The following is a 14,753-nucleotide window of genomic DNA, read 5'->3' as shown; positions in this document are numbered from 1 at the left end:
TTGCATTTATAAAAGTTTAGAGGCACAAGCGGTGTTAACAAAAATTATCATTACTATTTTCATCATAGTATCTGTTATGTTTTATCTTAGAAAAAAGAATCAAACATCTTCCAAATCAAAACACACAAAAATAGCTGTGCCTTCACAATTTAAATACCTGACTTTTGGATTTGTCGCTTTATCATTATGCCTCAGTGCAGCCTATATATTTATGCAATGGCAAGATGATAATAAAGTGGTTAACGTTACTATCATTTCACCTACTTCGACCAATGCAAAATCATATCTCGTTAGAAAAAAAGATATCTCCATAAACGAAATCAAAACATTAGACGGCATAACTATTAGGCTATCAAACCAAGAGCGCATTGAAATTGCTGACGCTATAAATTAAGACTACGTCCTTTTCTAGAACCCAATACAGATACAGCTCTGATCGCCTTTATGTTTTCACTTTTTTCTTCGCTAGATAAAGCCTGCCAAACGCCTTGTTTATTTTTAAACTCAATAGGCAGATTTGGATAGAGCGTTTTAGTGCTTAGCTTTCCTTCATCGACTTTAGTGGCTACAGAAGGAATACGATAAAATATATTTGCCATTTCTAACTTGGCCAATTCCTTCTTACCCACGATAGAGGCAAATCGCTGCCAATCAACTTCGCGTAACCTTTTAGCTTCTTCGCTAAAGTACTCACTACTTTTATCAAAATGTATACCTTGATAGTTATAATCTAATTCCCAGCCTGGTTTGTGCCATGCTCGCTCTGAAAAAGCTAATAATCGAGGGAAAAGCATATATTCAGCTTGTTGATCAGAGCGGATCATTTCACTCCAAAGGTGTGCTTGTATGCCTTTAAATTTAACGCCACTATCGAGCTTACTGCGACTATCATTTGCTTGATATGATTGATTTTTAACGTCAGTCCAAATTTGAGCATGGGCAGGCAAGTTATCAGGCATAAATTCAAATACTTTTCTGCTATCAATGTTACGGGCAGCCCAATGATTACCCCGCTCTTTTGGATGTGCTTCATAGGGGAAGTCAAAATAAGTGACTTCAGGTGTAGATAACACAGTTTGCCACTCTAAATTAGCTTGATTATGCGTCACTTTATGACCTTCTTCAAATAACAGCGCCCAAGAATTTGTTTGTACGTTTTCGGGCATTTTTTCTGGACGAGTTTCTCCCATGCCATCATTCCAACCAGCGACTTGTATTCCTTTTTTATCCAGCATATTGGCTACTTTCTCGATAAAGTAACCATTCAAAGTATGTAATCCTTTAAGTACATCACCCTCTGTTTTTTTCAAAGCAATACAAGCAGGTGATTTCACCCAAGCCCCTGCAGTTTCATCCGCACCTATATGATAAATGCTTAATGGCATACCTGACTTTTTATGAAGCTTTTGTACTTCTGTGATCACTTTATCAATAAAATTGTAAGTACTGTCTAAACACACATTTAATGTATTATCATTGTAATGCTGAATCGAAGCGTATTGCGTTTTATCTTCTGGCTCTGTTAACCAATATTGCTCGGCTTTATTCTTATCTGTTGAGATATATTTTTGATATCTTGCCTGCATTGAAACCACAGCAGCCCGGCTATGCCCTGGCATATCTAAAGAAGGGATCACTTGAATATGACGATGTTTGGCATAAGCTAAAATATCTAGATAATCTTGTTTAGAATAAAAACCATCTAAATGGCTATTACCAGTCACGCCAACCCCTAACTGCGGTAAAAGACATGATTGTTCTGATAAGTCAAAACAACGTTTCGCACCTATACTGGTAAGCTCTTCTAAGCCCTCTATTTCTAATCGCCAGCCTTCATCATCTGCCAAATGTAAGTGTAACTTATTGAGTTTATATGCAGCCATTTGATCTAAGGTTTTTAAAATAAAAGCTTTAGAGCGAAAGTTTCTAGCAACATCTATATGAAGCCCTCTAAAATCATATCTAGGAGCATCTTCAATCGTTAAAAAAGGAATAGTTAAATTATCAGTTGATACCAAGCCCGAGACTGACATCAAACCATAAAATATACCAGTTGGATGTGATGCCTTTATTTCTATGCCTTCTTTATTAGCACTTAATTGATATCCTTCAGGATCCGATTTTAAGGATTTATTTACACTGAGTTTAATTGCCACACCTTTTTTATTTTGTGGTATACCTAAAAACTTCAACCTTGAGATTGCTGCTTGAATATCAGAATCACTTAAACCCGTTAAAGCAAAGTTAACACCTAAAGATAAATCTAGAACATCAAAACTTACATCAACTTGCAAATTTTTTGGCTTCGGTATTAATTGTGCGCTTATATCTATATTTTCATGTATTTCAGGTGTTGATAAATATAAAGCCTGACTACTGGCCCAAACAGTTTTATCATTTTTAGATAATTTAAATTGTTTTGTTTTATCCGTAAAAGGCAATAAATAAGGTTGGGTTTCTAATCCTGAATCAGGATCAATGCCTGTTTTTGTACTTTCAATAATTTTGGCTTCTAACCCTTTATAATTGGCGATAAAGTTTGGCATAAACTCTGAACGAGAGATTTGAGAGCCTGAACTATAAAAAGTCACTTCCTGTGTATCGTCTGATTTAAAACCATTAAATAAAGGTGTTGGCACTAACTTTTGTAAATCTCCATTTATATGGATAATATCAAAATATTGCGATTCATCGGCTATAACCGGTGTTAGCTGACTAAAATAAATCTCCCAATTGTTACCTTTTAAATCATAAGGAAGCGTTATTTCAATCTTTGAGTAATAACATTGTTGTAAATCATTCGGACATAATTTTGGCAAAGAGTTTAATAGCCCATACTTTACCTTCACGGAACTTGAAAAGTCATTTAAGTTTTGCTGAGTGAATGGAGTTGTTTTTTCTATACCTTGACATGCAACCAATAAACAAAATAAAGCTAACATACTAAAATAACGCATCATTCTTCCTTCTACTTTTCATCGATAAATATTTTGTAAGCACCTAATAAAGCGGCATGTTCTAATTCACTTTGCACAACTTGTATATTTTTGAATAAAATTGGATGTGCCAAACCTTTTAAAGTTTGCATCATTGAATTATGAAAAAGTTTAAAACTTTTGCTTACCGAGCCACCTAAAACGACTTTATCCGGATCAAAAGAAAGAATGACTTGATGTAATGCAGCCCCAACATGGCAACCAAGCTGTTTAAATATTTCCATTGTTTTATCACATCCTTCACTTGCTTTTGTAAAAGCCTGAGCGCCTGAAGTGTTAAAATAATTGGTAAACAATTTACCAGAGCAATAATCTTCAATCGTTGCATCTAAATAAGGAAAGCTACCAAACTCACCTGCAGCGCTATAATTTCCGGTATATAGCTTGCCGTTTAATATCAATCCAGCACCTAAACCTGTGCCCATACATACACCTATAATGTTGTTACACGGCTTCCCTAAACCATAATGATATTCACCAACAGCAAAACAATTTGCATCATTATTAACAATAACAGGGATCTTAAACTGACTTTCCAATAGCGATTTAATTTCAATATTCTGCCATGCTGGAATATTGACCGTTTCTAGAACTTTACCTGATGACATATCAACTAGACTAGGTACCCCGATAGAAATGCCATTTACCTCATTAGTCACAAAGGGCGCGATTGCATTAAACAAAAATTGATTAAACTCAGATAATGATACAAGTGAGGGTACTTTATAAGTTTGTTGGTTTGTAATATCACCATTAGATACATGTGCCAAACTTAATTTAGTACCACCAAGATCAATACATAAAACTTTACTATCCACTTTAACTCCAAATAAGACTTTATTACTTACACAGTTTGAATTTTCTTTGATTTCGAAAACTGAATTCTTTGATTTTTTACTAATGGGTTAGCCCAAATTCCCACACTAAAGATATAAATGAGTGGTACTAAAATAATTAACATACCTACCCTTAAACTATCAAAAGATTCGGCTAATAAACCAATTACTGGGGAAGCAATCGCACCACCTAAAATACCTGTACATAATATGCCCGAAAATGAACCATGATCTTTTGGTAAAGAATTAAGTGCTAATGAAAATAATACTGACCACATAATAGATAAAAAGAAGCCAATTGCAGGAAAAGCAATGACGCAAATTTCAGCACTCCCAAATAAAGCACCACTAAAACTCAGCATTGCCATCAAACTAAATGCAATTAGCACATGCTTGGCATCAAATATTTTTAATAAAACCAGGCCTAATAAACAGCCAAAAGTTAGTGCAAGCCAAAAATCACTAACTACTCCGGCACCCACAGAGTTTGGATCTAAACCATGATATTGCTGTAAAAATAGTGAAATTGAATTCGCAATACCTTGCTCTACCGCGACATAACAAACAATCGCAAAGAAAAATTTGATTACAACTGGTTGCTTAAGCAATTGAGGATAAACTTGCCAAGGTGCAATAAGTTCTTCTTGTGTTTTCTTAACATTTTTAATTGAGATAGATAACACAATAATGATCATTAATAACGAAAGCGCTGCAAAAATCCAGTACATAGATAACCACATCATATTACTGGGAACTAAAGCATTAAACATATTACCTAACGCTGTTTGTTTCGACATTTCTTGTATCACATTTGAATAGACTAAAGGTGTAACAACACCTGCTAAGCCAAAAAATAACTGTGCTGATACAGATAAAAAAGCAAAGTTTTCACTGCCTCCGCTGGCTCTTAATAATGGATTAATAGCAACTTGCAACATAGACATAGCACAACCAATCAAAAATAAAGAACACATAGCGATTGAAAAGCTTGGAAACAAGGAAAATAAACTGGCACCTATAAAACTTAAAATGAAAGCACTTAAAATAACGCGCTTTTCACCAAATTTATGTACCAACATCCCCGAAGGTACAGACATCAACCCATAAGCAATAAAAAAAGAAAAAGGAAAGAAACCCGCTAAAACAAAACCAATGTTAAAACTTTCTATCAATGCAGGAAAAATAGGTCCTAAGATATTTGTTATAAATGAGATAACAAAAAAGGTTAATAAAACCAAAATAACGACTACTTTATTTTTATTCATGATTTTCTCTCGGTTTTTTAAATTAAACAACCTGAGCTTTAGTTTATTTAACTAAAGCTCAGGTTTAACAAAGAGAAAAACTATATATGCACTGGGCAGAACATATAAGGGGATTAACCAAGTAACTCAATATCAAGTGCTTGGATATCGTTAATCTCTATTTTCAATATTGCATGCAAACATCATCAAAAGAGATACTAACCTATTCAATAATTATACTTTTCTATCACAGCCCCTTTAAACCTGTAAAAATAGAGTTAAAACAAGGTTATCAACTTGATAGAAAAATACTAATAAAGGCTAAAATAGTATCACTATTTATTCGCAATACTCTGCACACTAAGGTTGTTATTTCCAAAATAACTAAACATAAACATAATTTAAAAATAACTACCGATAACTAGGGGAATGGAATAAATGAATACCAACCTAAAGACAGCGCTGTCAGGAGGCGTTTCTTTCAAAAAATCAGCTCTATCACTAAGCATAGCAGCAAGCTTATTATCATTTGGTGCTATCGCAGAAGAAAAACAAGGCACTAAGGGCGAGAACCTTGAAGTAATAGAAGTAAGAGGTATTCGTGCCTCTACAGAAAAGAGCTTAAATACAAAACGTTTTGCAAATGGTGTTTCTGACTCAATTACTGCAGAAGACATAGGTAAACTACCTGATATTACAATTGCAGATTCATTGCAACGTGTCCCAGGGATTCAAATTCGTCGCTCTGCTGGTGAAGGTGCAACTATCAATGTACGTGGTATGCCTCAAGTTGGAACTTTACTCAATGGCGAACAATTCTTAAGCGCAGGTTCAATCACAACAACCCAACCAGACTTTACTGATATTCCTTCTTCATTAGTATCAGGTATGGATGTATTAAAATCACCTACATCAGATATTCTAGCAGGCGGTATATCTGGTACTGTGAATCTGCAAACAAGACGACCTTTTGATCTAAGTGAAGGATTTACTGTTGCCGGTTCAGCAGAAGCGACTACAGGCTCTTTTTCAGAAGAAAATGATGGCAAATACACAGGTTTTGTTGGCTATAATGGCGATGAAATAGGTGCCTTATTTTCAGTTTCTTATGATAAAAATAATCTAGCAAACTACCGTTATGGTGCGCCTCATGAAGGCTGGGCTATGGCATATGGAGAAGGCGATGATTGTGGTTTCCCTTGTGCATCAAGTGCTACTGATGTAAATGGTGATGGTGATACAAACGATAGTTACTTTGGATTTATTGATTACGGAATTATGAACCGTTTTTCTGAGCGTGAACGTTTGGGTTTAAGCTCTAGTTTTCAAGCAACGCTTACAGAGTCACTAGAACTCACCGCTGATGTGTTTTATACAGAAATGGAAGATGCTGATCGTAGTCAAGGTTTAGTTGCTGATAATGCATGGTCTGATTATGGTTGGATAAAACCTCAAAATCCTGTAGAGCGTGGTCCTAACGACTTTGGTGGTTCTTTATATACATCCGATGTTGTTATGTTAGATGCACCTCGTGTAAATGCTTACTCTGAAAGTCAAACGAATGATAGAAACTCACTCAATATCAACTTAGGTTTAGCATTTGATAATGGTGGTGACTTTTCTGGTTCAGTACGTTACTTACATGGTGAAGCAGAAAGGACACATACAGAAAATGTTGCCCAAGGTTATTTAACAAGTGGCGCACAGCACGGACTAAGTCGTAATGATGGTTCTGGTGCTGAGCCTGTGAACCCTAGAGGTTACGGTCCTGAACGCCCACAAGTAACATACGATATAACAGGCGCTCATCCATCATTATCATTCCCTAGCGTAAATGGTGAAGCATTTGGTTCTGATTTAAGCCGTTACAATTTAGTATCAACTTATTCAGAAAACAACTTTGAAGAAGATGCCACACTCGATGTATTACGCTTTGATGGTAATTACAGTTTAGAAGGAGACCATTTATCATCAGTTGATTTTGGAGTTCGTTGGGGAAAACGTGATGTAGAACGCAATACTTGGATCATGGTTGCACCTATGACAACTGGGGATATTACAAGAGATGTAATGTGGAAAGACTCAGGTGGTGCATTAGGTGATACCAATGGAGATGGTGAATTAAGTGTTGCAAATGGTGACTTAACATTAGGCTCTACACAATATTTCACTGATTTACCTAGCGAATGGATCACACAAACAAATGACTTTGGTCCTGCAAGTTCTGGCAGCTATTATTTTATCGACCCTAAAGTAATGGATGATCCTTGGGCATTCCAAAATGCAATTTATCCAAATAACAAAAAGCTATCAAGCCCTAAAGACTCTTATCAAGTAACAGAAGAAACTCAAACTGCTTATTTTAAAGCTAACTTTAATGGAGATGATTATCGCGCAAATGTTGGTTTCCAATACATCAAAACTAATTTAGATATTCTACAAAATGAGCTTGGTGCATCACCTTGTGTGCTTTGTACTGCTGATGGTGATGATGGTGATATAAGAACTGAGCGAGACTATTCTGACTTCTTACCAGCTGCAAATATTGCTTTTGACTTAAGTGATGAGTTTATTGTACGTGCCGCATACGGTAAAACAATGACACGTTTAGATTTGGGTCGTTTAGGTCGAGGTTTATCTGTGGGACGCAGTCGTGCAGGTGATCGTGCTGATGAGCTTGGTGTATCACCAGATCTTCAAGTTGCAGTTACGGGTGCGCTTAACGGTAATCCACAACTTGACCCATGGCGTTCAACTAATATGGATATCGGTGCGGAATGGTACTTCGCTCCAAGTGGTTTAGTTTCTGTCGCTGTATTTAGCATGGAAATCGATTCATTTATTGAAACTGGCTCTCAAATGATGGGCTTACCAGATGGTGATGGCGTAGTGCGTCGAGAAGTTGTCGTTACTGGTGAAGTAAATGGTAATGGTGGTACGATTTCAGGTGTTGAATTTTCTTATCAGCAAGGATTCGATTTCTTACCCGGCTTCTTAAGTGGGTTTGGCGCACAATTAAATTATACATATGCACCAAGTGAAAGTGGTAATGAAGACTTTGCAGGTAAAACCTTACCTATCGTTGATAACTCAAAAGAGTCAGGAAACGCTGTTTTATGGTATGAAAAATCAGGCTTCCAATTCCGTATCGCAGCTAACTATCGTAGTGAACGCCTAGCTGAAAATAGTAATGTATTTGGTATTGGCACGCTTCCTATCTGGACTGAAGCAACAACCTACATCGACCTTTCTGCAAGTTACGACATTAATGAAAATATAAGTGTTTATGCATCTGGTAGTAATATGACAGAGGAATATGAAAACAACTATTCTCAGTGGTCAGGTAATACTATTTCACAAAATATTTATGAACGTCGTATGACTTTAGGTATTAGAGGTCGTTTATAAACCTCTAATAAATGACTTAAAGTAGAACAAAAGTCGTATATAAAAACAATAAAGCCTCTATACACTCTATGGAGGCTTTTTAGGTAATTATTACATGAGGCTGTCATGCCAAATAAAAAAATAATAGTACTTGGTGGAGGTACTGCTGGTTGGATGTCAGCTTTGATATTCGCCCATGCATGGATAAAAAAAGAATTTGAGATCACCTTAATCGAGTCAAAAGATATTCCTGTCATAGGTGTTGGCGAAGGCTCTACACCTGCATTAAAAACATTTTTTAAAAAACTCAATATTGCAGAATCCGAATGGATGGGGCAATGTAATGCAACATATAAAACTGGCATTACATTTAACAATTGGTCAACCAAACCGGGATTTGAAAGTTACTTTCATCCTTTTCCTTCACAATTAGATGATAAATTTACTTCTGCTTTTTATTTCAATACACAAGTGAGACGAAAAGGTTCTGATGTAGTAGCTCACCCTAATGATTTCTTTTTTGCCCATTATTTAGCTAAAAATAATTTAGCTCCCATTGCAGATTATAATTTTCCTTTCGAAACGGAATATGGCTACCACTTTGATTCTCACTTACTAGGTCAATTTTTAAAAAATAAAGCTCTCGCAATGGGAATTAAATATCAACAAAGCAAGATTAGCAGCGCTGAATTAAAACCTGATGGCAATATCAAACATCTCATATCAGAAGATAGCCAAATTTTTCAAGCTGATTTTTTTATTGATTGTTCTGGTTTTAATGCAACATTAATAGACAAAACGCTAAAAGTGCCTTTTGTTGATTATAGTAACTTACTTTTTAATAATGCAGCAGTTGCTATTAGTACTCCTAAACAAACCATTTTGAAATCTGAGACAACTTCTAGCGCGTTAAAAAATGGCTGGGCTTGGAAAATACCTTTAACTAATAGAACTGGTAATGGCTATGTATATAGCACTGATTTTTGTAGTCCCGATTTAGCAGAAACCGAACTCAGGTTACAATTAAATTTATTAGATGCAGATGTTGAGGCAAAACATTTAAAAATGAGGGTAGGCAGACGTGAGAGTCATTGGTATAAGAACTGTCTTTGTATTGGTTTATCTCAAGGTTTCATAGAACCATTGGAAGCAACTGCATTATTTTTAGTTCAACAAACGGCTGCCATTTTTGTCGACGAATTCGAAAAAGGTCAGTTTACACCTAAGAATCAAATCATTTTCAATGCAAATATAAATCAATATTTTGATGGGATCAGAGATTATATAGTCACTCATTACAAAACTAATTCCCGCAAAGATACGCAATATTGGCGAGAGAATGCAGCAAACCCTCACCTAATTTCCGACTCATTGAAAAACATATACTCCTGCTGGGGAAAAGGTGAGAATTTAACCGCTCAATTGAATCGTCAGAATGTAGATAAATATTATACAAGTATGTCATGGCACTGTTTATTATCTGGCATGGGTTTATTTCCTGACTCAACTACATTACAGCGCCCTCAACCTCATGAAGTTCAGATAAGAATGGATTCAATTAAAGCGTTTTATTCTCGATGTGCTTTGAACTACAAAACTCAAAATGAGTTTTTAGAAAAAAGATAAATGGATTTATTTTTATGAAACCTATGTGTGAAAAAGTACTACCAAGTAGCAATTGCTCTTGGCGTTTTGTTAAATACACTGTGCCAAATATAGATTTTAATTGGCACTACCATCCAGAATATGAAATTTGCCTTACTTTAAATAGTAAAGGGATCAGGTATGTCGGTGACAATATCGCATCATACCGCGAAGCTGACTTAGTACTTGTTGGTCCTAACTTACCCCACACTTGGCACTCTAAAGAAAATCTAGATAAAACAGAGCAAATTGTTTATGTTGCTCAAATCCCTTTAAAATGGATGGATAGTATTATAGATGACAATGTTGAGTTAAATATACTTAAAGAAATGTTTAAATTATCTCATAGAGGCATAGAGTTTAGTCATCAATCAGCCATAGAAGCAATAGCGCTATTTAAAAAAATGCCAGATGCTTCACCTTTATCACGATATGTTTTACTTGTTCAGTTATTAGATTTAATGTGTGTAGATCAGCAAACTAAACTATTATCTAGTAGTCAATATAGTTACGGTTCAAAAGGTCGGAGTGAGATTGATAAATTAGATAAGGTTATCAAATATATTCAAGAAAATTACACTGTGCAAATTTATGCTGAAGATTTAGCCGAAATGGTTCATATGAGTACCAATCATTTTCATCGTTTCTTCAAAAAACGCACTGAGCGTACATTAACTGAGTTTATTAATCAGTTAAAAATTGGTCAAGCATGTAAACTACTCATTAGTTCCAACTCACCTATATCCGTGATCAGCGATCAATGTGGTTTCAATAATATATCAAATTTTAATAGACGTTTTTTAAAAATGAAGGGCTATACACCCAGTCGCTTTAGAAGCAATATAAAAGCACCTTCAATTGATTAGCACAGCAGCTTTTTAAAAGATACTGTGCTTTAAAGATTAAACATTACCAATCTCTAATCTACTTTTCTATTATTTTGCAGCTACTGTTAAATTGAAAAACTTCGCCATTTCTTCAGGTGAAGCCAGTTTTTGTAACGTTTCTGGTTTTTGAAAGTCTGCAACGCTCATATTATCAGGCACTGCAATGGAAATATTTAAAGAGCCTAAGTTATCTATAAAAGTTGTTAACCCCTCTTTTAATACCTGAGGTGCTGGTGAAAATGATAGCTGTTGCTTTATCATTTCTTGTAATTGCACTAATTCCATTTGCTGAGCAGAAGCTAACTGAGTCAAAGCTAACTCTAACTTTCCTAGATTAGCAATTTCAAAGCTCACTGTTTCAGGTTTTACACCCTGAATAACATTCATAAGTTGTGTTTGTTGTTGGAATTGCTGTTCTAGTGTTTGCTCTTTTCCTGATACAACTTGAGCTCTATGCTGTTCATTCATCTTCACTGATAAATCAAACAATTCTTTTACATTAGCAAGCGATAAATCAAACTTAAAACCAGCAACACCTGATGATTGTATTTCATTTTTAAAATCAGCATGATTATTACTTTCGTCATATTTCATACTAGACAGTAAGTTGATTTTTGAGTTGATAAACTCATCAGCAACCCCTGGTGGTAACTGTTGCTTTACTGAATCTGAAATGACTAATTCTTTTAAATTAAATTCGGCATAATCTGTTATTTTTTGAGGATCATAACCAATAACTTTAACTGATTTCACATCCGCAAAATGACTACCATCTGGGGCGGCCAACTTAATTTGTTCAATTAAAAATGATTTTTCTAATACATTCACTGATACGTCTTGATAATCTATCTTAACCCCTGACTCAGAATTTATCATCGCAAGTTGCTTATCAAGTTCAGCTTTTGCATCTAGCATTAATGAGTGATTTGCATAGCCAATACCGCCGGCAATGGCTGCTACAACTGCTGTACCAATTAATAGTTTTTTCATTTTCTCTCCATAGATCACAGATATACTGCTTCAGTAAAATTTAAACTAAGGTGAATATAAACGGAATTCATTGAGAAGTCATATAATTAGATATTTTAAGGCATATTTTTTGCTTGTTTTATATTTTTATGACTATTAATCTCTTTTTAAAATACATTATTAGTTTTAACGACAATTAATTGCCGCTATTATAATAAATAATAACAATAAACTTACTTTTATATAGATGATGGAACCTTTTGTATGGCTGATGATGTACTGCTTAGACATCAAGATTTAATCCAAGACCTTAAATCTGATTTAGGCAAAGCAAAATTTGATACTGTTTTTAAAAATAAAACAGCTCAGCTATCTAAACCTGATCAATTTCTATTAAAAATGGAAATGACTCGCTTATCGCAACCTGTTGCACGCTTTATTGATTTAAGAGGCCAAGTTACAGGAGAGGTGAGATCTTACGAATATAAAGGTAAGCAACACTTTATGGATAATTTGGCCATTGAAGTGTTTGAAAAAGCAATAAAACAACACGGTGATTATACATTAGCTGTATATGAAGCGGTTACTAATACAGACAATAATCATAAAGTACTGCAAAAAAAAGCAAAAGTACAAGCGTTAAATAAGCCAAAATCTGATCCGGAACAATCCACGGATACGAATTGCCACATGGTTAAGTTTGCTTCATACGAGACCCGTATTGAAGAGAGAATGAACTATGCGATAAAAGTTAAAATTCAATTATCCCCCTCTGATTCTATAGAAGCTAGCACCTCCGATATTTCAGTGAGTGGGTGTAAAGTAAAAATGCCTGTTAGATATCAGTTTAAACGTGAACAAAAAATAAAAATGCGTTTAATTGGTTTAGAACAAGATTTTGAACTTGGTTTAAAAGAAGGTGTTGAATATGAGGTGGTTGCAGTAGACGCTATCAATGATGATACAAATCACGTTCGAATGAAACGCACTTTCTCTGAAAACAGCGCCAGTTTTGATGATTTTTTAAGAAGCTTTATTCATGGTAATAAGCGCCGCTATAAAGTAAATTTAGACAATACTCTGGACGCTGTTATTGTTAAAGGCTATGAACAATATTATTTACCGAGGATCACATCACTGTCTGTATTTTTTAGTGAAAGTGACCATACATTAGTACCTAGCTTACTACTCAGTAACGAAAATAATATAGATACGATTCGTTACTTTAATGATGAAAATAAAAACTTCATTTTAAGCTCTATATTACATAAAACGAGACTCACTGAGATTTTGTCTCAACCAGGACATGTGAAAGAGGGTTTATTTTATTGTTTCACACATATTTCTGGAGGAAAAATATATTATTATTCAGCCACTGATTATGAGTTACAAAAAACACCTGCCTTAAAAAGTTTATTTTTAGGTTTTGCTAGCAGTAAAACAAGCTGGCGAACTTTTAAAATCCAAGTAATGCCGACCCATACTGATGATGCCTTCATTCCTTTATCGTTACCTGAAACCGCAGACTCTGAAATTGCAAAGTTAAACAAACCCCCCTCGCCTCGCGTCAAAGGTGTGATTAAAGATATAAAATACCTGGCTTTATTAACTGACATTACAACAAAACAATCACAAGCTGAGTATCAAAAAAATAAGTTTAATAAAGAGCAAGCCAACGCTTTAAAACAATTTGGTCATGCAAAACAAGCGCGTTATCCTAATATTGATGTCGTTTCTTTAGAGTATGTAAACTTAAGATCTGAAACTCGTTATTTATATAAAACGTCTGTCGTTTTAGAGCAAGAAGAAAAAGGCAAGCTAACAGGTACAACCCGAGACTTCTCAGAAAATGGTTTGCAAATTGAACTCGCTAAACCGACTCAATACGTCAATGGCGATCTATTATTGATGGCTTTACCTGAACTACAAAAAATCACTAAAAAACATGACTTACATAATTTACCTTATGAAGTTATGGCGGTTAGTAAAACTAAAACCATCATTAACTTACGAAGCTATCGCCCGACACTTGAAAGTGAACATATCGGTACAACATTTTTCACTCAATTAATTTCTCATAATAAATCTAAATTAAAAGCATCGGAAGAATCACCTAAGATACCAGGCTTATCAACTGCATTAAGAAATATGCAAACTAAAGCTGTGTGCCAATTTCCATTCTATATCCATAAATTAGGACCTAGTTATTCAGTCGGCGCAATTGCTCATGGCTTATATGCGAGTCCATTACATTTAATTTTAAGTCAATTCGGTTTACTTGATTCACATTTTAATATTGAAAGTATTTTTCCAAGCCATGTACTCAATGACTTACTTATGCCTAAATTAAGAGATATGAAGCGCCAAGACAAGCCATTTCAATTAGAATTATATTTGCGCTTTAATCCTGCCGCAAAAGATATTAAATCAGCAATCATTATTGATTATATACCGTTAGATACCAATGAAATTAATAAAAAAAGCTTTGTAACCGCTTGCATTAAACGAGAGTTATTTTTTGGTTTTAGAGTATATATTTCTAGAACTGGTCGTCCTGATACCGATTATTTATCAAAAGAATTAAGCTATATCACACAGTATGCCCTGCACAAAGCGAAAGTTTTAGAGAATGAGCTGTGGTCAGTTGTTGGTGTGGGTGAAATGTTAGATATTTCTAATGAGTTAATGCAAAGGTTTAATATTGAAGCCAGTTTAGTTTCAGCCATGCAACAAAGAAAAAAACAATGGTTACAAAGAATAAGCTAAAGTTAACTAAACTTTAGCTTATTG

The 14,753-nt window shown here is 34.8% G+C and carries 9 protein-coding genes; 5 read left to right on the top strand and 4 right to left on the bottom strand.

Going from position 1 to position 14,753, the window contains the following annotated elements:
• Window positions 1-31: 31 nt before the first annotated feature.
• Window positions 32-394, top strand: coding sequence for a hypothetical protein (locus KO527_RS07240; RefSeq protein ID WP_216039661.1), 363 nt, complete (start codon window positions 32-34; stop codon window positions 392-394).
• Here KO527_RS07240 and KO527_RS07235 read toward each other — a convergent pair.
• The 3 genes from KO527_RS07235 to KO527_RS07225 are packed head-to-tail and all read right to left on the bottom strand — an operon-like array spanning window position 384 to window position 5,097.
• Window positions 384-2,957, bottom strand: coding sequence for a family 20 glycosylhydrolase (locus tag KO527_RS07235; protein WP_216039660.1), 2,574 nt, complete (start codon window positions 2,955-2,957; stop codon window positions 384-386). The two genes, KO527_RS07240 and KO527_RS07235, sit on opposite strands and share 11 nt — an antisense overlap.
• Window positions 2,958-2,968: 11 nt before the next feature.
• The gene (locus tag KO527_RS07230; RefSeq protein WP_216039659.1) at window positions 2,969-3,814 is read right to left on the bottom strand and encodes an ROK family protein; all 846 of its coding nucleotides are present in this window, start codon (window positions 3,812-3,814) and stop codon (window positions 2,969-2,971) included.
• 26 nt (window positions 3,815-3,840) lie between these two features.
• Window positions 3,841-5,097 (bottom strand): MFS transporter, encoded by a 1,257-nt coding sequence (locus KO527_RS07225; RefSeq protein ID WP_216039658.1) that lies wholly within the window; start codon window positions 5,095-5,097, stop codon window positions 3,841-3,843.
• A 417-nt stretch (window positions 5,098-5,514) separates the two neighbouring features.
• Here KO527_RS07225 and KO527_RS07220 point away from each other — a divergent pair, with 417 nt between their 5' ends.
• From KO527_RS07220 to KO527_RS07210, 3 genes are all read left to right on the top strand, one after another.
• A complete protein-coding gene (locus KO527_RS07220; protein ID WP_216039657.1) occupies window positions 5,515-8,484 on the top strand; it encodes a TonB-dependent receptor in 2,970 nt (989 codons plus the stop codon).
• Window positions 8,485-8,589: 105 nt separating this feature from the next.
• Window positions 8,590-10,089: a tryptophan halogenase family protein gene (locus KO527_RS07215; protein ID WP_216039656.1), complete on the top strand. Its 1,500-nt coding sequence runs from the start codon at window positions 8,590-8,592 to the stop codon at window positions 10,087-10,089.
• Window positions 10,090-10,103: 14 nt separating this feature from the next.
• Window positions 10,104-10,973, top strand: a complete 870-nt coding sequence (locus KO527_RS07210; RefSeq protein ID WP_216039655.1) for an AraC family transcriptional regulator — start codon at window positions 10,104-10,106, stop codon at window positions 10,971-10,973.
• A gap of 69 nt (window positions 10,974-11,042) precedes the next feature.
• Here the strand turns inward: KO527_RS07210 and KO527_RS07205 are convergent, their stop codons facing one another.
• Window positions 11,043-11,984: a hypothetical protein gene (locus tag KO527_RS07205; protein ID WP_216039654.1), complete on the bottom strand. Its 942-nt coding sequence runs from the start codon at window positions 11,982-11,984 to the stop codon at window positions 11,043-11,045.
• A 243-nt stretch (window positions 11,985-12,227) separates the two neighbouring features.
• Here KO527_RS07205 and KO527_RS07200 point away from each other — a divergent pair, with 243 nt between their 5' ends.
• A complete protein-coding gene (locus KO527_RS07200; RefSeq protein WP_216039653.1) occupies window positions 12,228-14,729 on the top strand; it encodes a PilZ domain-containing protein in 2,502 nt (833 codons plus the stop codon).
• Window positions 14,730-14,753 lie beyond the last annotated feature (24 nt).

The organism is Pseudoalteromonas sp. C2R02, from assembly GCF_018860845.1.
Classification (GTDB): domain Bacteria; phylum Pseudomonadota; class Gammaproteobacteria; order Enterobacterales; family Alteromonadaceae; genus Pseudoalteromonas.
This window is presented reverse-complemented; position numbering and strand designations above follow the sequence as displayed.